17 protein-coding genes are annotated in these 22,140 nt (G+C 41.9%); 5 read left to right on the top strand and 12 right to left on the bottom strand.

The annotated features are described in order from the left end of the window. The coding region (rlmD, locus tag LCD34_RS18850) for a 23S rRNA (uracil(1939)-C(5))-methyltransferase RlmD (RefSeq protein ID WP_224559854.1) at positions 1–904 on the bottom strand (904 nt) is incomplete at its 3' end. A 61-nt stretch (positions 905–965) separates the two neighbouring features. Next, positions 966–1,874, bottom strand: coding sequence for a diacylglycerol kinase (locus tag LCD34_RS18845; protein ID WP_007496845.1), 909 nt, complete (start codon positions 1,872–1,874; stop codon positions 966–968). Between the two features lie 181 nt (positions 1,875–2,055). On the opposite strand from LCD34_RS18845, the gene LCD34_RS18840 reads away from it, so the two are divergent. Further along, positions 2,056–3,009 carry a nucleoside hydrolase gene (locus LCD34_RS18840; protein WP_224559853.1) on the top strand — a complete coding sequence of 318 codons (954 nt, stop codon included), beginning with the start codon at positions 2,056–2,058 and terminating at the stop codon, positions 3,007–3,009. A 229-nt stretch (positions 3,010–3,238) separates the two neighbouring features. Here the strand turns inward: LCD34_RS18840 and LCD34_RS18835 are convergent, their stop codons facing one another. Further along, positions 3,239–6,451, bottom strand: coding sequence for an efflux RND transporter permease subunit (locus LCD34_RS18835; protein ID WP_224559852.1), 3,213 nt, complete (start codon positions 6,449–6,451; stop codon positions 3,239–3,241). Between the two features lie 131 nt (positions 6,452–6,582). Here LCD34_RS18835 and LCD34_RS18830 point away from each other — a divergent pair, with 131 nt between their 5' ends. Next, entirely contained in the window at positions 6,583–7,428 is an 846-nt protein-coding gene (locus LCD34_RS18830) for a TetR/AcrR family transcriptional regulator (protein ID WP_017359798.1), read from the top strand. Positions 7,429–7,608: 180 nt separating this feature from the next. Here LCD34_RS18830 and gatB read toward each other — a convergent pair whose 3' ends face one another. From gatB to gatC, 3 genes are read right to left on the bottom strand one after another with little or no spacing between them, the layout of a single operon-like run. After that, the gene (gene gatB, locus LCD34_RS18825; protein ID WP_007496855.1) at positions 7,609–9,039 is read right to left on the bottom strand and encodes an Asp-tRNA(Asn)/Glu-tRNA(Gln) amidotransferase subunit GatB; all 1,431 of its coding nucleotides are present in this window, start codon (positions 9,037–9,039) and stop codon (positions 7,609–7,611) included. 13 nt (positions 9,040–9,052) lie between these two features. Continuing rightward, positions 9,053–10,510 carry an Asp-tRNA(Asn)/Glu-tRNA(Gln) amidotransferase subunit GatA gene (gatA, locus tag LCD34_RS18820; RefSeq protein ID WP_007496857.1) on the bottom strand — a complete coding sequence of 486 codons (1,458 nt, stop codon included), beginning with the start codon at positions 10,508–10,510 and terminating at the stop codon, positions 9,053–9,055. A 14-nt stretch (positions 10,511–10,524) separates the two neighbouring features. Then, on the bottom strand, positions 10,525–10,815 hold the full coding sequence (gene gatC / locus LCD34_RS18815) for an Asp-tRNA(Asn)/Glu-tRNA(Gln) amidotransferase subunit GatC (protein ID WP_003213898.1): 291 nt from the start codon (positions 10,813–10,815) through the stop codon (positions 10,525–10,527). Between the two features lie 388 nt (positions 10,816–11,203). Here gatC and putP point away from each other — a divergent pair, with 388 nt between their 5' ends. Both putP and LCD34_RS18805 read left to right on the top strand, forming a co-directional pair. Continuing rightward, positions 11,204–12,685, top strand: coding sequence for a sodium/proline symporter PutP (gene putP, locus LCD34_RS18810; protein WP_019743299.1), 1,482 nt, complete (start codon positions 11,204–11,206; stop codon positions 12,683–12,685). A 168-nt stretch (positions 12,686–12,853) separates the two neighbouring features. Next, entirely contained in the window at positions 12,854–13,546 is a 693-nt protein-coding gene (locus tag LCD34_RS18805) for an MgtC/SapB family protein (protein WP_008344247.1), read from the top strand. Positions 13,547–13,590: 44 nt separating this feature from the next. On the opposite strand, the gene LCD34_RS18800 is transcribed toward LCD34_RS18805, so the two are convergent. From LCD34_RS18800 to LCD34_RS18780, 5 genes are all read right to left on the bottom strand, one after another. Beyond that, complete coding sequence (locus LCD34_RS18800; RefSeq protein WP_224559851.1) at positions 13,591–14,598, bottom strand: phosphotransferase enzyme family protein; 1,008 nt, start codon at positions 14,596–14,598, stop codon at positions 13,591–13,593. Positions 14,599–14,958: 360 nt separating this feature from the next. After that, positions 14,959–16,146, bottom strand: a complete 1,188-nt coding sequence (locus LCD34_RS18795; protein ID WP_008344253.1) for a CamS family sex pheromone protein — start codon at positions 16,144–16,146, stop codon at positions 14,959–14,961. A gap of 15 nt (positions 16,147–16,161) precedes the next feature. Then, positions 16,162–18,168: an NAD-dependent DNA ligase LigA gene (gene ligA / locus LCD34_RS18790; RefSeq protein WP_146271553.1), complete on the bottom strand. Its 2,007-nt coding sequence runs from the start codon at positions 18,166–18,168 to the stop codon at positions 16,162–16,164. A 44-nt stretch (positions 18,169–18,212) separates the two neighbouring features. After that, a complete protein-coding gene (gene pcrA / locus LCD34_RS18785; RefSeq protein ID WP_224559850.1) occupies positions 18,213–20,435 on the bottom strand; it encodes a DNA helicase PcrA in 2,223 nt (740 codons plus the stop codon). Between the two features lie 57 nt (positions 20,436–20,492). Continuing rightward, positions 20,493–21,185 (bottom strand): heptaprenylglyceryl phosphate synthase, encoded by a 693-nt coding sequence (locus LCD34_RS18780; RefSeq protein ID WP_224559849.1) that lies wholly within the window; start codon positions 21,183–21,185, stop codon positions 20,493–20,495. 282 nt (positions 21,186–21,467) lie between these two features. On the opposite strand from LCD34_RS18780, the gene LCD34_RS18775 reads away from it, so the two are divergent. Further along, positions 21,468–21,842: a DUF2283 domain-containing protein gene (locus LCD34_RS18775; protein ID WP_224559848.1), complete on the top strand. Its 375-nt coding sequence runs from the start codon at positions 21,468–21,470 to the stop codon at positions 21,840–21,842. Between the two features lie 20 nt (positions 21,843–21,862). On the opposite strand, the gene LCD34_RS18770 is transcribed toward LCD34_RS18775, so the two are convergent. Next, positions 21,863–22,093, bottom strand: coding sequence for a hypothetical protein (locus LCD34_RS18770; protein ID WP_019743748.1), 231 nt, complete (start codon positions 22,091–22,093; stop codon positions 21,863–21,865). Between the last annotated feature and the right edge of the window lie 47 nt (positions 22,094–22,140).

Raw genomic sequence — 22,140 nt, 5'->3', positions numbered from 1 at the left:
TGTCATAAAGAACCTTTGTTTGAGTTGGATTCACTTGATAAAACGAGCGAGCTGAAATGGCAAATTTGATGTCGCCAATCATGTCATAAATGTATTCTTCGCCCCATAAAACGGTTGTTTCGTCTCCGAAAATAACATTTATTTTCTTTGAATTCACGTTTTGCACAATTGACCGAACGTGTGGGAGGCGTGCTATAATCTGCTCAATCACCTGTTGCTTTTGCGGAAAATCAGCCGTTCTTGTGACAAACACAACCATCATTTCACCTGTTGCAATGCCGTAGCGAACCATGACATGACGCAGCCAGCCTTTATGCCGCTCTTCGTTATATGCTTTTATGCCAAACGCATTGCAGATGTCTTTTACTGCCTGTACCACTTCGTCATTTTCTGATTGCTGGATCAAGCATTTTTCCATATCAATGATTTCATGGGTACGCTGCTGATAAAATCCTGCAACAAGTCCGCCTTCTCGTTCACCAACAGGTACTTGTGCTTTGTTTCGGTAATTCCAAGGGTCTTCCATGCCGAGTACAGGATGAACTTTTACACGGCTCATATCAAGCTTACCGATCCGCTCCAATACGTCCTTTACTTGTTTCTGTTTAAAAAGCAGCTGACCTTCATAGCTCATGTGCTGAATTTGACAGCCTCCGCACTGCTTATAGATAGGACATGGCGCATCTTGCCTGTGCTGACTTTCCTTTGTCAGCTCCATGAGTCGTCCAAAAGCAAATCCTTTTTTGACACGTGTGACTTTGATTTTCCCTTGTTCGTCAGGAAGGGCATTCGGTACAAACACAGGGAAACCCTCGATTTTCGCTACTCCTGCACCTTCGTGCGTTAAATCTTCGAAGGTTACATTGTAGTATTCATTTTTTTGAACAGGCGGTTTCATTTTCACCAATTTTATCACCTCATTTGCAAAGAAAAACTTGGTCGCCATAAGGAACCAAGTTCAATCTTCACCCTATTTTTTCAGCTGTTGCTTTTGGCACAATAAATTCAATGTGGCGATACAGGTTTTCAAATTCACCTGGCAGCATGCCGCCGTATTCACCATCTAAATTCAATTGCATTTTATCTTTTACATCTACCTTCACGCGATTCGCTTTTGCGTAGATGACATTGTTATCATGAATATGCTCGCCTCGAAGTGCAAGGCTGACCACTCGAATGGCTTCTGCTAGGTTGACCTTCTTTAAAATAATCAGGTCAAACATACCGTCATCTAGAATGGAATCTGGTGCGAGCTTTTCAAAGCCGCCTACTGAGTTTGTTAGTGAAACAAGAAACAGCATGATTTCTCCATGAAACAATTTGCCGTCATATTCAATTTCGACTTCTGTCGGGCGAATGGAAGGAAGCATCTCCATACCTTTCAAATAATACGCAAGTTGTCCTAGCATGGTTTTCAGCTTACTAGGCACTTCATAGGTCAGCTCTGTTAATCGGCCGCCTCCCGCAATATTAATGAAATACTGTCCATTCACTTTACCAATATCAAGCGGCTTTGCTACACCATCAATGATGGCATCTGTCGCTTTTAAAATATCTTCTCTTGGAATGCCAAGTGCTCTTGCGAAGTCATTGGTCGTTCCAACTGGAATGATTCCTAATTTTGGTCTTTTTTCAAGCGGTGCTAATCCATTGACGACTTCATTAATCGTGCCGTCTCCACCAGCTGCTACAATTAAATCAAAATCTCTCTGTGCGGCTTTTTCGGCTGCTTGTGTTGCATCTCCTGCACATGTCGTCGCATGACAAGATGTTTCATAGCCAGCCTGTTCAAATTTTTGCAAAACCTGCGGTAAATTCTTCTTAAAGAGTTCACGTCCAGATGTCGGATTGTATATAATTCGAGCACGTTTCATTCATCATCATCCTATTATCATTATGCAATCTATTTTCACCACTAACAACCTTTAATTATACTATGAGATTTGAAAATGGCAACAGAACACCCCCCTAATATTTGAAATCTCACGGTACGTTTCCCTCAGCAGATCAGCATTCTGATAAGATAAAAGAAAACGATGAAAAGGATGGTATGCCATGAAAAAGCCTGTCTATTTCAACCATGACGGCGGTGTTGATGATCTCGTGTCCTTATTTCTGCTTCTTCAAATGGAACACCTGAAAGTGATCGGGATATCTGTGATTCCTGCTGATTGTTATTTAGAGCCTGCGCTGAGCGCCTCTCAGAAAATTATTGATCGATTTAGTCCATATGAGATTGAAGTAGCCGCTTCCAATTCTAGAGGTGTGAATCCATTTCCAAAGGAATGGCGTATGCATGCTTTTTATGTAGATGCCCTGCCGATTTTAAATGAAAAAGGCGCTGTTGATACAAAAATATCTAAGCTTCCTGCACATCTTCACCTGATTGAAACGGTGAAAAAGTCAACCGAACCTGTTACGCTGCTCTTTACAGGACCGCTCACAGACCTTGCACGCGCCTTAGAAGAAGATCCTTCCATCTCAAATAAAATTGAGAAACTGGTGTGGATGGGCGGCACATTCCTTGAAAAAGGCAATGTCGAAGAACCCGAGCATGATGGAACAGCAGAATGGAATGCTTTTTGGGACCCTTATGCTGTGAGCACCGTATTTCAAGAGCGTTTTCCAATTGAAATGGTCGCACTGGAAAGCACGAATCAAGTCCCGCTCACACTCGATGTCCGTCAACGCTGGGCTTCCCTTCGCTCTCACATCGGGATTGACTTTATTGGACAATGTTATGCCTTTTGTCCGCCTCTCATTCATCACGAAACGAACTCGACTTACTACTTATGGGATGTGCTGACAACGATTACTCTTGCTTCCACCTCATTTACCCGTTCAAAAGAAATGAATGCAATTGTTTATACCGAAACACCAAGACAAGGACGTACCGAAAAACATCCAGATGGAAAGACGATTCATGTCATTGACCACGTTGATCGGGATGCCTTTTTCGAGGCCTTTGAAGAGCTTATGAGAAAAGCGGTTTGTCAGATTTCATCATAAAAAAGCCCCGCTTATTAGCGGGGCTCAAATTGTTGACACAGGGCTAAAATGAACTTGATTTTAGTCCTGTGTCTTCTTTTCAGCGTGATAGAAAACCTTTGCAGCCCTAGGAAGGACGAGTACCGGCGCGGAGCGAATTTGACATTCGTGAGCACCGGAACGCAGGATTGACAAAGAATGCAAGTGTTTGTCTACACGCTGAAGCCCCGCTCATGAGCGGGGCTTCCTCTTACTCTTCTTCAGCGTACTTTTTCTTACGTCTAAACTTGCTTAAGATTTCATACACGATTGGCACGATCACCAATGTGAGAAGTGTAGAACTTGTTAAACCGCCAATAACGGTGACGCCAAGTCCTTTTGATACGATCTGACTTCCGCCTTCAAAACCTAATGCGAGTGGCAGCAATGCACCAATTGTCGCAAGTGCCGTCATTAAGATTGGGCGTAATCTTGTTGTACCTGCTTCAAGTAAGGCTTCTCTTGTTGAAAGTCCTTCTTTTTCTTTATGAATCACTCGGTCAATCAAGACAATGGCATTTGTTACAACGATTCCGATTAGCATCAGCAATCCAATCATGGCATTTAAACTGATGGTTTCTTTCGCTACAAACAATCCAACGAGTGCCCCAATAACCGTAAATGGAAGTGAGAACAGAATCGCAAATGGTGCAAGACCTCCGCCAAATGTAATGACGAGAACGAGGTATACAATCGCAATCGCTGCAAGCATTGCGAGTCCTAGCTGTGTAAAGGATTCCTCAATATCCGCACTTACACCGCCTGTATCAATCGTAACGCCAGATTTCAAATCAAGCTTGTCAACTTTCTTCTGGACATCTTGTGTCACACTTGATACGTCGTCTGTTGTCATGTCACCAGATACTTCAGCGTAAATCTTCCCATCACGCTTTGTCACAGTGTTTGCTGTTGTGCCATCTTTCACTTTCACCACATCGCCAATTCGGACTTGTTGTCCTGTTGGTGTTGTGATCTTTTTATTCTCTAGATCTTTTTTACTCTTGTATTCATCTTTTTCCGTTTGAAGCTTCACATCTAGTTCTTTGCCGTCCTCTGTTACTTTCGTCAACGTTGTTTCATTACTTTGAGGAGCGATCGCCTGTGCGATTTGTGAAGCGGTTAAGCCTAGTTTCGCCAGTTTTTCTTGATCTGCATTAAACGTATATTCGTCATATTTCTCAGATAAGCTTGTGCTGACGTTTTTCAAATTCTTTTCATCTTTTAAAATGTTCTCGACATCTTTGACTGTGCCTTCAATATCACTTGCTTTGTCACCGTACACATAGTACGTCACTGTATTGCTTGCGCCAGCAGATGAGAAGTCTTGTGATTTCCATTCCCCTTTAGACGTTTTGTCTTGAAGGGCTTTAACCATACGATCTTTTTCTTTATCAAAGTTCGGTGTGTCCTCGTCGTATTGTACGAAGAATAATGCACCGTTAGAGTTTCCGCCAACACTTGCTGTCATTGCATTTGAAGAGCCTAATGAATATTGAACCGTATTGACATGATCACGTTTCATTAAGTAATCTTCTGCCTTTTTCGTTTCAGCAATGGCTTGTTCTCTCGTTTGTCCAGGCTCTGGCGTGTATGTCACCATTGCCGTTTTTTCTGCTTCCTGTGGTAAGAAGCTGACACCGACAAGTGGTGCGAGGAATAAGCTTCCGATCAGCATCAAAATCGCAATTCCTGACGTGATCCATTTATGGTTCAATGTCCAATTGAGTACACGTCTATAACCACCAGCAAGTTTGCTTGGTTTGTGTTCTTTCACCTTTTTCGCTTTGCCATACAGGTTCTTTTTAAATAGGCTGTGAGCCATCATTGGAACGATTGTAATGGCGACAAGTAGTGAAGCCATTAGAGCAAACACAATGGTTAATGCAAATGGGATGAATAGTTCACCAATCATTCCACCCACTAGCGCTAATGGCAAGAATACCGCAATTGTGACAATCGTCGAAGACATAATCGGAATAAACATTTCTTTTGTGGCTTCTCTAACGAGTGCTTTGCCTTTTAACGGTTCATCTTTTAACGCCATTCGTCGATAGATGTTTTCTATGACAACAATCGAGTCATCGACAACGCGCCCAATGGCGACTGTCATGGCACCAAGTGTCATGATATTTAATGTGATATCGAGCTGATTTAATAATAAAACAGCAATCAACAGGGATAACGGAATGGAGATGACCGAAATTAATGTTGATTTGATATCTCGAAGGAACAACATGATGATAATGATCGCAAAGATTGCTCCGATGATCGCCTTGTTCAGCATTGTGCTGACAGATTCTTTAATCGGCTCTGCTTGATCATATGTCGTGCTGACTTTGATTCCTTTATTGTCTTTTTTGAATGTTTCAAGTTCTTTTGTGACTGCTTCTGCTACACTCACTGTGTTGGCATCAGAGCCTTTGACAATTTGCAAACCGATACTGTCTTTTCCGTTCGTTCTAGAAATTGATTCTGCATCTTTCACGACTTTAATATCTGCTATCTCAGAAAGTTTGATCGTCGGCAGTTCTACCGATTGACCGCTTGCTGCACCTGCACCTGTTTGTTGCTGAGCTGCTGCTGCTTGCTGCTGACTTGCACTTCCAGCCTGCTGATCGGTACCTTGAGCACCTGCATTTTCTGAGCCGCTAGCAGATGCACCAGCTCCTGCGCTTGCACTTGGTGTGACAGGAATTCGCATGTTTTTCAAATCTTTAACACTTAAAATATTGCCATCCACTACGACTGATTTTTGCTTGTTGCCAAATGTGTATAACCCTAAAGGTACATTGACATCAGAGCCTTTGATCATGTTTTGGACAGTTTCTTCATCTAAACCATATTCCTTCAATTTCTTTTGTTTAAAAGAAAATTCTACTTCTTTGATTTGTTGTCCAGAAGCTTCGACAGACGAGACACCCTCTAAGCTTTGAAGAGAAGGAATAAGGTCATTTTCCACTTTTTGTGTCAGGTCTTGTAATGATTCTTTATCACCGGAGACACTTAGAGCTAAGATTGGAATCGCATTGATGCTAAAACGTGTGATTTTTGGTTTTTCTGCATTTTCTGGAAAATTGATATTGCTAATGGCATCTTCAATTTCCTTCTTTGCTTCATCCATATCTTTATTGTAATCGTACTCGATTTGAATCGATGAGGCATTTTCAAAAGAATTAGAAGTGACTACATTCACCCCATTGAGATTTTGTATCGACTTCTCAATTGGGTCTGTCACCTTATCTGATACTTCGTCCGGCGTTGCGCCAGGATACGTTGTAGAAACCGTAATGACTGGAGTGTTGATATTCGGGATTGATTCTTGTTTCATATTCAATCCGGCATATAGACCAGCAACTGTTACGATAATCGTCATGAGCCATACAGCGAACTTGTTCTTTAATACAAAATTGATGATCGAATTCATTATGTCCTCCATTTTCCTTTATGTATTGACTGACTGGTCATTCTATATCATAATAAACGGTGATATACAATGCCGTCAACCATTTCACTTGCGTTTGACGTAACATTCTAAAGCTGAAGGGGCCTTATTTCATGAACGAAAAAAAAGAAAAAATCATTAAAGCAAGCATTCAGTTGTTTGCGAAAAAAGGTTTTTCTTCTACGACCATTCAGGAAATTGCAGATGAATGCGGAATTTCTAAAGGTGCATTTTATTTGCATTTCAAATCAAAAGAACAGCTTTTCAACAGAGCGTTTGAATATTATATCGACACGTCTATGCAAAGTATTGAAAAGATTCGAAAAGAAAATCAGCATCTTGCGCCTAGAGATATCTTTCAGAAACAAATCGCTGAACAGTTCCAGCACTTTGCTGAGAACAAGGATTTTATCATTTTGATCCTCAGCGAGAACATTATTCCGGAAAATCAGCAAATTAAAAAGTATTCCAAAACGGTTAAAAAGCAGATGAATGATGAAATCCAAATTTCTATTTTGACCACGTATGGACAGGAGATCGAACCATACATAACTGACCTGTCAGTCATGATTCAAGGAATCATCCAATCTTATGTGCAGGTACTGCTTTTACAAGATCAGATGCAATTATCATGTGATGAGCTCTCATCCTTTATTCTCGACCGATTTGATGATTTGGTGCATGGGCTTCTCCGTTCTCATGCGAAGCCGATTCTAAAGCAAAACATTTGGGATGATGAAGCGCCAAATGCCGCTACTCTTCAAGAAGAGCTTCGATTGTTAAAATCTGAGCATCTGCTTTCGGATGATACCCTTGTATCCATTGAAGTTATTGAAGAAGAATTGGCCAAAGATGAGCCTCGCAAGCCGGTCATTCAAGGGATGCTGACAAATTTAGAAACGTGTGAGGACTCCGCTGTCCAAAGAGCTGTGGAACAATTGAAGCTATTCCTCCAATGACAATACGTGGCGATGTTCACTTTAGTTCACCTTTATCCCCTTCGAATATGTGCTAAAGCTTATGCTTCATTATAAAAAAAGAACCAATGAATTGATATACGGCGGTGGTCTGAATCTGTGATAAGACCCTGTCATATCCATCAACAAAAACCGCCTCTTCCATGAGGCGGTTTTTGCAATTTAGCGTTTTTTGATTTCTTCAAGAAGAATCTTGTTGACCATCGGTGGGTTTGCTTGTCCCTTCGATGCTTTCATGATTTGTCCGACTAAGAAACCAATTGCGCGGTCTTTTCCATTTTTGAAGTCTTCAATGGATTGCGGGTTGTTATCAAGAGCTTCTGTGACAAGTTTGAGCAGTGCACCTTCGTCAGAAATTTGGACAAGTCCTTTTTCTTTGACGATTGTTTCTGCGTCGCCCCCATTTTCGATAAGCTCTTTGAATACCTTTTTGGCAATCTTAGAAGAAATCGTTCCTTTTTCGATGAGCTTGATCATGCCAGCCAGTCCTTGCGGCGTTAGCTTCGTATCTTCCAGCTCTTTTTGAGCCGAGTTCAAGTAAGCAGATACTTCACCCATGAGCCAGTTTGATGCTTGCTTCGCTTCAGCACCTTCTGAAATGGTCGCTTCAAAGAAATCAGACATTTCTTTTGTCAGCGTCAGTACCATTGCGTCATATGCAGGAAGTCCAAGTTCATCAATGTAGCGTTTGCGGCGCTCGTCTGGAAGCTCTGGAATGGATGCTCTTACGCGTTCTTTCCACTCGTCATCAATATACAGCTCCACCAAATCTGGTTCTGGGAAGTAGCGGTAATCATCAGAGCCTTCTTTGACACGCATGAGGATCGTCTTTTTAGACGCTTCGTCATAGCGGCGAGTTTCTTGTTCGATCAAGCCGCCAGAAAGCAATACTTGCTCTTGACGTTTTTCTTCGAATTCAAGACCTTTTTGGACGAATGCGAATGAGTTCAAGTTCTTGAGCTCTGTTTTCGTTCCAAACTCTTCACGGCCGATTGGACGAAGAGAAATGTTGGCATCACAACGAAGTGAGCCTTCTTCCATCTTACAGTCAGAGACGCCTGTATATTGAATAATGGATTTTAATTTTTCTAAGTAAGCATACGCTTCTTCTGGCGTACGAATGTCAGGCTCAGATACGATTTCAACAAGTGGTGTACCTTGACGGTTGAAATCGACGAGTGAATAACCGTCGCCTGTGTGCGTCAGTTTTCCTGCATCCTCTTCCAAATGAAGACGTGTAATACCAATTCGTTTTGTTTTGCCGTCTACTTCAATTTCAATCCAGCCGTTTTCACCGATCGGTTTATCAAATTGAGAAATTTGATACGCCTTTGGGTTATCAGGATAGAAATAGTTTTTACGGTCAAATTTTGTATCAGTTGCAATCTCACAGTTCAGTGCCATTGCTGCTTTCATCGCAAAGTTCACCGCTTCTTTGTTCAGCACAGGCAGTACGCCTGGATAACCAAGATCGATGACACTTGTTTGCGTATTGGCAGCCGCACCAAAAGGCGTCGGTGAGCTTGAGAAAATTTTTGATTGTGTTTTGAGCTCTACGTGGACTTCAAGTCCAATTACCGTTTCAAAGTTCATTCTGATTCACCCCTTACAGTTCAGGTTTTGCTTTATGATGATCTGTTGCTTGTTCGAAAGCGTGAGCCACGCGGTAAACGGTTCCTTCATCAAAGTGTTTACCGATGATTTGCAGTCCTAACGGAAGACCATTTGCAAATCCACAAGGCACACTGATTCCTGGAACGCCTGCAAGGTTAACAGGGATCGTTAAAATATCGTTTGCATACATTGTGAGTGGATCGCTTGTCTTTTCACCAATGTTAAATGCCGGAGTTGGTGTTGTTGGTCCTACAATGACATCATACTTTTCAAAAACATCTTCAAAGTCTTTTTTGATCAGCGTACGGACTTTTTGTGCCTTTTTATAGTATGCATCGTAATATCCTGAGCTTAGAGCGAATGTGCCAAGCATGATGCGGCGTTTGACTTCGTCTCCAAAGCCTTCAGAACGGGTATTTTTATATAAATCAATCAGGTTGTCTGCATTGTCTGTACGGTAGCCATAGCGAATACCGTCAAAACGAGCAAGGTTTGCAGATGCTTCTGAAGATGAAAGCAAGTAGTAAGTCGCAAGCGCATATTTAGAATGCGGAAGAGATACTTCTTCCCATGTGGCACCAAGTCCTTCTAATACTTTCAACGCTTGAAGAACAGACTCTTTTGCTTCTTCGCCAACACCTTCGCCAAGATATTCTTTTGGCACAGCGATTTTCAAGCCTTTGATGTCGCCAGTTAATGAAGAAAGAAAATCTGGGACATCGACATTTGCACTCGTTGCGTCCATTTGATCAACACCAGAAATCGCTTGAAGAACATATGCATTGTCCTCAACATTACGCGTAATCGGCCCAATTTGATCTAATGATGAAGCAAATGCGATTAAACCGTATCTAGATACACGGCCATACGTTGGTTTAAGACCAACAACACCACAGAATGATGCCGGCTGACGAATGGAGCCGCCTGTATCTGATCCAAGAGAGAATGGTACTTCTCCAGCTGCAACAGATGCTGCTGAGCCACCACTTGACCCACCTGGAACTGTGTTTAAATTCCACGGGTTCTTCGTTGCTTTGAAGCCTGAGTTCTCCGTAGAAGATCCCATCGCAAATTCGTCCATGTTTAATTTACCGATTGTGACAGCTTCCGCTTCTCTTAAGCGGTTCACAACGGTTGCATCGTAAATAGGATCGAAGTTTTGCAAGATTTTACTTGATGCCGTTGTACGTAAATCTTTCGTCACGATGTTATCTTTGACACCGATCGGCATACCGAACAATAGACCAAGCTCGTCCTTTTCACCAACGGCCTCGTCCAATTCTTTTGCGTACGCACGTGCTTTCTCTTCGTCCAGCGCTAGGAATGCTTGTACTTTCCCGTCTACTTCATGGATTCGTTTATAAGACTCGTCCACTAAATCAGAAACAGACAGTTCCTTTTTATGTAAAAGCTCTTTTAATTCAGAAATTTTGTGGTCAAACAGTGACATGCCTCAGGCCTCCTTTAGTCCAAAATTGATGGCACACGAATATAGCCGTCTTTATGATCAGGCGCGTTTTTGATGACTGCCTCAATGGAAAGACCTTTATTCGGAACATCTTCTCTCATGACGTTTTTCATTTTTAATACGTGTGTTGTTGGTTCAACGTTTTCCGTATCCACCTCGTTTAACTGCTCTGCAAATGAAATGATGCTATCAAGCTGTTCTGTAAACATCTCAGCTTCTTCTTCTGTAATCGCAAGCCGTGCCAAATGCGCAACATGCTTTACTTCTTCTATTGAAATTCTTGACATGCAGGTTCACCTCCAAAAATGATACGTGTTCGTGGTCATGATCATAAGTCATATACACTTTATCATATCAAATTTTACTGTTCTAAAGCAACTTTACGAGGTCGCCCAGAAAGGCTTTGTCCACTATTGTCTAAAATATTCATCAAGCTGACTTTTTATTTTTCAGAAAATTTTTTCTTTTATTTAATTTAGTAAGCGCTTACATATAGACGCTTATCACGCATACACGTATTTTTTTGTATGATGAGGATGTTTAAGAAGGTTGATCACTCGGGAATACTCTGATAGGTTAAGTAACCATAGCAGTGAGCAGACAATCAATAGGCTGTTCTTTGTATATTTTGATTGAGGTGATGTCAAATTAATACGAAAAAGGTGATATGGAAACATGAGTATTGAGATTGTAATTTCTCTATCTATTTATTTTATTGGAATGCTTGCCATTGGCTGGTATGCATTCAGAAAAACAAATGACTTGAATGATTATATGTTAGGCGGACGCGGGTTAGGTCCTTATGTAACGGCTCTATCTGCTGGTGCAGCTGATATGAGTGGGTGGATGCTGATGGGGCTTCCAGGCGCTATGTATACAACCGGTCTTTCATCTGGATGGCTTGCTGTTGGTTTAATTAGTGGGGCTTACTTAAACTATCTATTCCTAGCGCCACGATTGAGATCGTATACAGAAGTTGCTGATGATGCGATTACCATTCCAGACTTTTTTGACAAACGGTTTAAAGACTCATCTACTTTATTGAAAGCTGTCTCAGCTGTCATCATTATGATTTTCTTTACACTTTACACCTCATCAGGTATGGTATCAGGCGGACGCTTATTTGAATCAGCGTTTGGTGCTGATTATATGTTTGGTTTAATCTTAACTTCTAGTATCGTGATTTTGTACACACTATTCGGCGGCTTTTTGGCAGTTAGTTTAACTGATTTTGTTCAAGGAGCTATTATGTTTTTAGCATTAGTGCTCGTGCCGATCGTTGCCTTTACTCAATTAGGTGGACCTGTTGCCACATTCAATGATATTCAACAGATTGACCCTAAATTGCTTGATATTTTTAGAGGAACGAGCGTCATTGGCATTATTTCCTTCCTCGCTTGGGGACTCGGTTACTTTGGACAGCCGCACATTATTGTTCGCTTTATGGCGATTACGACTGTAAAAGATTTAAAGCCAGCACGTCGTATCGGTATGAGCTGGATGATTGTGTCTGTCATTGGTTCACTATCTGTCGGTTTAGTCGGCGTGGCGTATGTTCATGAAACAAGCACCACTTTGGCAGACCCAGAAACCATCTTTATTGTGTTTTCTAAAGTGTTATTCCATCCATATATTACTGGATTTTTACTTTCTGCCATTTTAGCTGCGATTATGAGTTCAATTTCTTCTCAGCTGCTTGTCACTGCAAGTGCGATGACAGAGGATTTATACCGTACATTCTTTAGAAGAAAAGCCTCTGACAAAGAACTTGTGATGATTGGACGTATCTCTGTACTAGTCGTAGCGATTGTTGCCATTGGTCTCTCTCTAAACCCAAGTGATACCATTCTTGACCTTGTCGGTTATGCTTGGGCTGGATTTGGATCTTCATTCGGTCCCGTCATCTTGTTATGTCTATACTGGAAACGAATGAATCATCATGGCGCTTTAGCCGGAATGATTGTTGGGGCTGTTGTCGTTCTCGTTTGGATTTCAACAGGCTTAAACAACACGACTGGATTGTATGAAATGGTTCCTGGATTTATTTTAAGTGGTTTGACTGCTATTATTGTCAGCCTCTTAACAAATAAACCGTCTAAAGCTTCTAAAAAGCTATTTAGCAAAATGGAAGACCATCTCGAAGAAGAAACAAAATAACCAGACATGAGGAGTCATCTGCATTATGCGGATGACTCTCTTTATTTTTAAATAAAATGCTTTTCTTTCTCCCGTTTCTGAATAAAATAGAAGTTGTGCAGCCATATGGGCTGTGAGAAGATCATATACATGATGTGAAACGTACATGAAGTGAAAGGAGCGATACGCATGTTTTGGACAATTGAATGGGATACGGTCTTAAAATTAGCCGTTGCCACCTTAATCGGTTTGATCATCGGTCTTGAACGCGAACTTAAGAAAAAGCCGCTTGGGCTGAAAACGTGTATTGTCATTGCTGTCAGCTCCTGCGTATTAACCATCATCAGCATTGATGCAGCCTACAATTTCCCTCGAGTCTCTAAGCTTCAAATGGACCCACTCAGGTTACCGGCGCAAATTATATCTGGTGTTGGTTTTATTGGAGCAGGTGTGATTCTTCGCAAAAGCAATGACGTCATCTCAGGTCTTACGACATCTGCGATGATTTGGGGAGCAGCAGGACTTGGGGTTGCAACAGGTGCAGGTTTTTATAAAGAAGCCTTCCTCAGTCTTTTCTTTATTCTTGTCAGTGTGGAATTTTTACCTTGGCTCTTCCAGCGGATTGGACCCATTCGCTTACAGGAAAAAGAAATCCGCATCAGAATGTCACTTTCTGACCGAAACCGCATGACAGAGATTTTAAAAGAAATGAAAGCACTCAATATTCGTATTCATTCTGTACGTATTGATGATTTAAAGGAAAAAGACTATCCGATCATGGAAGTACGTGTTCGCGTACATAAAGACCGCTATACAACCGATGTGTACTTTGATATTAAAGATTTAGAAGGCGTTGTTGGTGTGAAGTGTGATACGGTTTAGGGTAAAAAGCCCCTTGCTATGTGAAACAGCAAGGGGCTTTTGATTTATGTTGTTAGCTGATGAAAGTCAAAAGGCGTAATTGGGGTTTTGTCCTCAATCTCCTTTCGAAAACGCGCCAGCATGGCACTTTCGTCAGCGCTTAGTGTTTGGAGATCAAATGCTTGATGTAAAAGCCCATAAATAAGCATATGACGCAGCATAAGGAAATCTGGTATTGTCGCCAGCCATGCGTCATCAAGCTCATTCTCCTGTCGATAGCCTTTGAGAAAATGACTCATAAATTCACCCGTAAATTCAGCTTTATCCTCATACGGAATCACCGGATACCAAAGAACGTTGTATAGCAAAATGCTCATATCGTTGATAAACCAGTGATACCCACAATCATCAAAATCAAATGCAATGATTTCTCCCTGATGATAATGGAAGTTCCCGTGATGTAAATCCGCATGCACCAGTCCATAGACATCCTTGGATATTCGGAGCTGGTGAAGCTTTTGCATCAGTTCATCTTTTCGCTGCAACACAACCGTTTGATCAGAAGGAATATACGTTTCAAGCTTTAATTGCTCCTCCTCATACCACTCTTGACGCTTATAGCGAGGATCTTTCACTTGATATTGTTTAGTCGTTTGATGCATACGCCCAGTATAGGCTCCTAACGCTTGAAACAACTGTCCATTCCAATCTGCTTCGGTCACTTTTCTGCCGGGCGCCTTTTCGTACACTCTCAGCAAAAAAGCGCCTCCTGCTTGATCGGGAATCGCTTCAACATCTTTTCCTCTTGTGGATAAAACCGGTTTAGCTACTGAGATTCCATGTTGAGATAAATACCGAATCCAGTCCATTTCTCCTAAAATATATGTGCGAGAGCGACGAATGGTATGGGTAATTTTCAATATATAACTCGACCCTTTTTCATCCGTATATTCATACACATAATTTTCTGCATCGGCTAGAAATGTGACCTGTTCTGGCTGAAAATGATAGAGTAGAGCCGCTTTCTTTAAGACCATTTGTTCATCGTATCGTGCTTTTACTTCTTTATGCATGCTGATTCTCCTTTTATCGTCTTTTTACTTATACATGACGGTAATCAGCATTTATACGAGCATCAACATACCTGCCTTTCCTTTTGGTTTCTTCACATACTTTGACAAAAGTTGAAAGATTCCTCTAATTAGAAATAAAAAAACCGCCAAAAGGCGGTTTTCAGATTGTTGACAAAGGGCGAAAATGAACTTGATTTTAGCCCTTTGTCTTCTTTTCAGCGTGATGAAAACCTTTGCAGCCCTAGGAAGGACGAGTACTGGCGCGGAGCGAATTTCACATTCGTGAGCACCAGCACGCAGGACTGACAAAGAATGCGAGGTTTGTCTACACGCTAAAAACCGCCAAAAGGCGGTTTTTATTTAGTCATATATATGGACCGTTGGTTCTTTATCTTCAGCATTTTTTGTGATGAGGGCTTCTTGCTGATCAGAAGAGGTGATGTTGATTTCTATATTGGTGCTCTTATAGTAATCCATGACTTCACCTGTTAAGTATTGCGTGAATGCCACGACTTCTGTTTTGCCGTAGAATTGCATTGGAATTTCTACTTTCATTTTTTGCAAGTTCCCGTTTTTATAGAAACCTTTGCCTACCACACCCGTGTAATTCGGGAAGTAGTCTTCTACCTTTGTCTTGAAGCGGTCAAATCGCTCTGAATCATCTTTGTAGCTGCTCTTGGCATTATCTGAAGGGAAGAAGACATTCTCTTCTTTAATCGTATCCCAACTGCCAATATCAGCTGATCCTGCTTTTACATCGGTTTTAGCGATGAAGTTTCCTGGAACAATAGATGATTTTGGTGCTTGTTTATAAAGAGCAATCATGACTGGGACTTTTTGCAGTCCGTCCATTTGACGAAGTCGTTTAATGACTTGTTCCGCAATTTTTTCGCCCTCTGCTAAAAGTTTCTTTGAATTCTTCGATGAATCGATGGTCACCTCTTGCTGAGGATCTCCGATATTTTCGCGATAATAATAGACAGAGTTAAGCGCAAGACCGATAACAACCCCGCCAAGCTGTAAGCTATTTTTATCTTTTCTGATTAAGTAATTATGCTCTAGCATGGAAGCTAAGTAGATTGGACTATTTTCATTTTTTGACTTTGTTGAACCTGAGTTTGGAAGAGCAGGGTTTAAGCCTAAGTTCTTAAAGTCTTTGTCTTCTTTTTCAGCTTTTTTCAGATCACTGCCTGTTTTTTTGCGGGCAAGCCAGCTGAGAACAGTATCTTCATCTAAATGCTGTCCTTCTTGGAACAGATAATCGTTTGTATTGAATGATTCTGTTGCCAGGCGCATGAGTCCTGTTTCAAATTCATCAATGTCTAAGCGTGTATTGAGACGCTCTGCAGTTAGTCCTCTTGCCGCTCCTTGTTTAAACGGCAGCACCATTTTGTAATAGGAATCAGAGATGTTGTACATTGGGATGATCGCTGTTTCTTTCGTTTCATCCGTTTTTTGTGTGACCTCTTCCTCATCCTTTCCCCCAAAAGGTGCACACGCTGACAATACCAGTGTGAGCATTGTCAGCAGCAATAGCAACTTTTTCAATAGAAAACACTCCTCTTATTTCTTTAGCTCCTCGAGCATTTTGGCTTCGTCCCAAATTTCAATATTGAGTTCTTCTGCCTTTGTCAGCTTACTTCCAGCTGCTTCGCCGGCAATGACTAAGTCTGTTTTTTTACTTACACTACCTGCTAACTTGCCGCCTAATGCTTCGATCGCTGCCTTTGCATCATTACGAGACATTTCTTCTAATTTCCCCGTCAGCACAATCGTTTTTCCTGCAAAGTAGGAATCACTTTCTTCTACTTTCACCGGTTTTGGCCCTGTGTAGGTCATATTGACACCAAGTTCTTTTAGTTCATTTAGCAGATCTAGTATTTCTTCTTTCTCAAAGTACGTGACAACTGCATCGGCCATTTTTTCACCAATTTCATCTACTTCAAGTAATTGCTCTTTCGTCGCTTGTTTTAACTGATCGATATCCTCAAAGTGCATAGCCAACGTCTTCGCTGCTTTAGAACCAATAAATCGAATACCAAGTCCAAATAATAACCGTTCAAGAGAGTTTTCTTTCGATTGCTCGATCGAACGCAGTAAATTATCGACTGACTTTTCGCCCATTCGTTCTAGCTGAATCAACTCTTCTTTTGTTAAACGGTAAAGGTCTGATACACGAGAGACAAGCTGTTCTTTGAAAAGTTGTGTAATGACTCGCTCGCCTAGCCCATCAATATTCATCGCATTACGAGACACAAAGTGAATGAGTCCTTCACGTATTTGAGCGGGGCATTGTGGATTGATGCACCGAAGCGCCACTTCTCCTTCAATTCTGACCAGCTCACTATGACACTCTGGACATTCAGTCGGCATGTGAAACGGCTTTTCTTCTCCTGTTCGCTGATCAACAAGGACCCCTGCAACCTCTGGGATAATATCGCCCGCTTTTTTGACAATCACTTGATCAAAAAGGCGGATATCCTTCTCTTTGATCAAATCTTCATTATGAAGAGAAGCACGCTGCACTGTCGTTCCTGCCACTTTTACAGGCTCAAGAATCGCTGTTGGGGTGATGACGCCAGTACGCCCCACACTTAGTTCAATATCAATCAGCTTCGTCACGACTTCTTCGGCCGGAAATTTGTACGCAACAGCCCAGCGTGGACTTTTTGCTGTGAAGCCTAGTTCTTCTTGCTGTGCCAATGAATTGACTTTAATGACAATGCCATCGATTTCGTATGAGAAATCAGCACGCTTTGTTTTCAGTGTTTCAATGAGGTCGATCACTTCTTCAATGGTTTGGCACATCCGTCTTTCTTTGTTCGTTTTAAAGCCAAGCTCATCGAGAAGATCAAGTCCTGCGCTTTGCGTATTAACACCAATTTCATCAAGCTCCGCTATACTGTAGACGAAGATATCAAGGTTTCGTTTCGCTGCAATTTTCGTATCGAGCTGACGAAGTGAGCCAGCAGCCGCATTACGCGGGTTCGCAAACGGCTCTTCTTCGTTTTGTAATCTTTTTTCGTTAAGGGCTTCAAAAGAAGGTTTTGGCATAAATGCCTCGCCTCTCACTTCAATCGACAGAGGCCGATTGATTTTGAGCGGGATGGAACGAATGGTTTTGAGGTTCTCGGTAATATCCTCACCTGTTGTCCCATCACCCCGCGTGGCACCCCGTACAAACACGCCATTTTCATAACGGAGAGAAACAGCGAGTCCGTCAATTTTCAGCTCGACATTGTAAGCGACGTCGTCACCGACTGCTTGACGAACCCGGCGGTCAAAATCAAGAAGGTCCTGTTCATGAAACGCATTGCCGAGACTGAGCATCGGTGTGCCGTGACGTACTTTTTGGAAGGCGTCTAAAACAGCACCTCCTACTCTTTGCGAGGGTGAATCCGCAGCTTTTAAATCAGGGTATTCTTCCTCCAGAGAGATCAGCTCACGCATCCGCGCATCATATTCAGCGTCAGGAACACTTGGACGATCCAGTGTGTGATATTCGTAGTTGTATTGATTCAAAATCTGGTGTAGTTCCTCGATCCGGCGTTTCGCTGCTTCTTTATCCATCTGCTTCTTCCTTTCACTTCATCCGTTTTGTCAGTCCTATCAGTTTATTGCTTTTCGATTGGCGCAAAGGCGGCAAGGAGACGCTTAATGCCTGTAGGGCTTGGGAAGGCAATATCAAGCTCTGTACTATCTCCACTACCTTTTACACTCACAACCGTGCCAACGCCCCATTTTTTATGAGCGGCTTTATCACCGACAGCCCAGCCAATGCTGCCGCCGCCTGTGTTTTGAATGGTTTGCGTTTGTGGACGTGAGACAGGCCCTCGTCTTTGCGGTCTTTCTCTCGTTTGGCCAAACGGTGTTTTCGTTTCTTTTTTCTCATTTAGGTTGTCCAATAAATCAGCTGGTATTTCTCTGATAAATCGTGATTCCAGATTCATGTTCGTCCGGCCGAATAACGTTCTCATTTTTGCACTTGATAAATAAAGCTCTTCTTCGGCCCGTGTGATCCCTACATAAGCAAGACGGCGCTCTTCTTCCATCTCTGCATCTTCCATTAATGAACGGCTGTGCGGGAAGACGCCTTCCTCCATTCCCATTAAGAACACAACAGGGAATTCAAGTCCTTTTGCTGCGTGAAGCGTCATTAAAATGACCGCATCCTGATCTTCTTCCTCAGCCTCATCCAGCTTATCAATGTCTGCGACAAGGGCGAGGTCTGTCAGGAAGGTGACAAGTGATTTATCTTCATTTTGTTCTTCAAAGTTTTTAGTGACCGATAGAAACTCGTCAATATTTTCTAAACGGCTTTGTGCTTCAATCGTTTTTTCGATCTTCAGCGCTTCACGGTAACCTGTTTTCTCTAGGATCTCTTCCGTTAATTCTGTGACAGATAAATAATCCTGCATATTTGTCATTTGATCAATGAGCTGCTTGAACTCATCAAGTGCATTGGCTGCTCTTGCACTGAGTCCAATGAAATCCACCTGACCAAGTGCTTCAAACATAGAGAGATCATTCATTTCTGCGTATGCGGCAATTTTATCAACAGAAGTCGCCCCAATTCCACGCTTTGGTACGTTGACAATGCGTGCAAAACTAATATCGTCATCTGGATTTGCCACAAGGCGTAAGTATGCCAAAATGTCCTTGATCTCTTTTCTGTCATAGAACTTCGTGCCGCCGACAATGTTATATTGAATGTTCGCCTTCATTAACGTTTCCTCTATGACACGTGACTGAGCGTTCGTTCGATAGAGGATCGCAAAATCAGATAACTTACGCTTGCCGCTCTGATAAAGCTGACGAATCTTTCCAGCGACAAATTGACCTTCACCGAATTCATTATCTGCTCGGTAATAGGCAATCTTCGCTCCTTCGTCATTTTCTGTCCAAAGGTTTTTCGGCTTACGGTTTGAATTGTTTTGAATGACCGTGTTTGCAGCATTCAGAATACGTTTAGTCGATCTGTAATTTTGCTCAAGCAAAATCACTTCACTGGACGGATAATCTTTTTCAAAGGAAAGAATGTTTGTAATATCCGCTCCACGCCAGCGATAGATAGACTGATCCGAGTCACCGACCACACATATATTTTGAAAACGCTGAGCGAGCAATTTCACAAGCATGTACTGCGCTCTGTTTGTATCCTGATACTCATCGACATGAATGTATTGGAATTTTCGCTGATAGTGTTCTAATACTTCAGGGATCCGCTCAAACAGACGAATCGTCATCATAATAAGATCATCAAAATCGAGTGATTGGTTTTTGAGTAATCGTTTTTGATAATCTGTGTAGACGTCGCTGACCACTTGATCATAGAAATCACCAGCAGTTTTAGCGTATTCCTCTGCGTCAATGAGTTCGTTTTTTGCACTACTGATTGACCCTAAAATGCTACGTGGATCAAACTTTTTAGGATCGATATTTCGTTCTTTTAAAATGTTTTTAATGACTGAAAGCTGGTCAGATGTGTCTAATATAGAAAAGTTGCGATTCACACCAATACGGTCAATATCGCGTCGTAAAATGCGCACACACATGCTGTGGAACGTAGAGATCCAAATGTCATCCGCACCAGGCCCTAAAATGGCTTGTACACGCTCACGCATTTCTCTTGCTGCTTTATTTGTAAAGGTAATCGCTAAAATATTCCACGGTGCCACATGCTTTTCTGCCATTAAATACGCAATTCGATGCGTGAGCACTCGTGTTTTTCCACTACCTGCTCCTGCCATCAGTAGCAGCGGCCCGTCTGTTGCTTTGACCGCTTCTTTCTGCGCGTCATTCAGCCCTTCTAATAGATGATTCGATATTTCATTCATTTCATTCACCGCCAATTCGAACTTATGTTCTATTTTAACCCGTTTCGTCTTGTTTGACTATGATGACTTTTTCACTGCGTCGACTGTCTTTAACGCTTCTTTAAAATTGTCATAAATGACGTTTCCCACGACGACAACGTCTGCATGCTGTGCAAAGTCTTTCGCCTGCTGTTCGCTTTCAATACCGCCGCCATAAAATAGAACCGTTTCATGTAGCACTGCTTTGGTTTCTTTCACAAGCTCTATGTCTCCAAGCGTTCCGCTGTATTCTAAGTAAAAGATGGGCAGTTTCATCAAGTGCTCTGCCACTCTCGCATAAGCCCTTACGTCATCTATATCCAGTGCCGTATTTGCCTCTGTCAGCTTAGCCGCTTTACACTCTTCGTTTAAGATGACATATCCTTCCGGCACAATCTCTTCCATTGACATCAAATCACCGTATTCCTTCATCGCATCCTTATGCAGACCAACAATCCAATCAGGATGAGCGCTGTTTAACACAGTGGGGATAAAATACAGGTCAAAGCCAGGCACAATCATCTCATGTGTCGAGATTTCAAGGACACATGGCACAAGAAAGCGGCGCACCTTTGACATCAGTTGCAGCACGTTGTCTTCTGTCACGTTGTCACTGCCGCCAATTAAAATGGCATCCGTACCGGATTCACAAATTGCTTCAAGTTGTTCATCGGAAATCTCTTTATTTGGATCGAGTTTAAAGACATGCTTCCACTCGGTAACATCATACATGAAAAACGTTCCTCCATTCGTTTCATTCCATTTAAATATTATAACAAAATCAGACACCGCAAAAAATGGGTAACCTCCTTCAGCTAAAAGTTTCATTCTTTTGAAAATAGTCGATTTTCACTTTAGGCGAAGTGAATGGAGATTATATGAAAAACGCCACTTCAAGAGGAACTGAGGGAGATCAATAGATGGATACTGTACTGAAATGAGAGCTACTTCATCTCATCACATGATATTATACATGAAAGGAACATTTGACTATCGACCAAGCAGGTGAATGATTTGAAAAGAACCATCACATATGATCAAACGATCAACATCGGATACATCTATCTCATCCCGCCTCGAATCGGGACAATCAAAGAAACCATTGAATTAGACGTGAATGAATGTGTGAACGTAGACATCGACAAAGAGGGCCGAGTGGCTGGGCTGGAGTTATTTGCAGAAGAAGCCAAGGTGTTGAAGCACACACCCGTTTATGAGGACGAGCTTTCGTTACGTTTTACGGATCAGGAAGTTCTCTCAACCTATCATTTATCGGGCATTGAATTTCAATTCTCAACGCCTGATCACAATGGACTGATTGGTTTTACCATTGTCGATCCTCTTAAATATCATGTCAAAAGAAAAACAAGAAAAAACCGTTTTGATTGATTCAAAACGGTTTTTTAAAGCTATTGTCTCACTTCATTAAAATAATGAACAGATGTCATGGCCCCTTCATCGACCATCTTGTTGTCTTGAATATCTAACGGATCAGGGTGACCAGCTTTTTCAGGAACCTTTTCATCTGATCGGAACATGCTGATCCATTTCTTCAGATGCTGTTTATTTTTAACCGCTAATAACACAGCACCTCCAACTCCTAATCCAGCAAGTACATACGTATTTGGACGCTTATTCATGTTTGTTCCCTCCCCTTTTGATCTTATTTTTAAGTTACCCTGCCTTT

The organism is Bacillus sp. RAR_M1_44, assembly GCF_020165935.1.
GTDB classification, from domain to species: domain Bacteria; phylum Bacillota; class Bacilli; order Bacillales; family Bacillaceae; genus Bacillus; species Bacillus altitudinis.
The sequence above is the reverse complement of the archived record's forward strand: the minus strand, read 5'-3'. Positions and strand labels throughout refer to the sequence as shown.

Bases quoted from the DNA above. Each gene is read 5' to 3' on its own strand.
- LCD34_RS18840 (WP_224559853.1), top strand. From the start codon at position 2,056: ATGAAAAAGCCTGTCTATTTCAACCATGACGGCGGTGTTGATGATCTC.
- gatB (WP_007496855.1), bottom strand. From the start codon at position 9,039: ATGAACTTTGAAACGGTAATTGGACTTGAAGTCCACGTAGAGCTCAAA.
- LCD34_RS18800 (WP_224559851.1), bottom strand. From the start codon at position 14,598: ATGCATAAAGAAGTAAAAGCACGATACGATGAACAAATGGTCTTAAAG.
- LCD34_RS18805 (WP_008344247.1), top strand. From the start codon at position 12,854: ATGTTTTGGACAATTGAATGGGATACGGTCTTAAAATTAGCCGTTGCC.
- LCD34_RS18780 (WP_224559849.1), bottom strand. From the start codon at position 21,185: ATGTATGATGTTACCGAGTGGAAGCATGTCTTTAAACTCGATCCAAAT.
- LCD34_RS18845 (WP_007496845.1), bottom strand. From the start codon at position 1,874: ATGAAACGTGCTCGAATTATATACAATCCGACATCTGGACGTGAACTC.
- ligA (WP_146271553.1), bottom strand. From the start codon at position 18,168: ATGGATAAAGAAGCAGCGAAACGCCGGATCGAGGAACTACACCAGATT.
- LCD34_RS18830 (WP_017359798.1), top strand. From the start codon at position 6,583: ATGAACGAAAAAAAAGAAAAAATCATTAAAGCAAGCATTCAGTTGTTT.
- gatC (WP_003213898.1), bottom strand. From the start codon at position 10,815: ATGTCAAGAATTTCAATAGAAGAAGTAAAGCATGTTGCGCATTTGGCA.
- pcrA (WP_224559850.1), bottom strand. From the start codon at position 20,435: ATGAATGAAATATCGAATCATCTATTAGAAGGGCTGAATGACGCGCAG.
- putP (WP_019743299.1), top strand. From the start codon at position 11,204: ATGAGTATTGAGATTGTAATTTCTCTATCTATTTATTTTATTGGAATG.
- gatA (WP_007496857.1), bottom strand. From the start codon at position 10,510: ATGTCACTGTTTGACCACAAAATTTCTGAATTAAAAGAGCTTTTACAT.
- LCD34_RS18770 (WP_019743748.1), bottom strand. From the start codon at position 22,093: ATGAATAAGCGTCCAAATACGTATGTACTTGCTGGATTAGGAGTTGGA.
- LCD34_RS18835 (WP_224559852.1), bottom strand. From the start codon at position 6,451: ATGAATTCGATCATCAATTTTGTATTAAAGAACAAGTTCGCTGTATGG.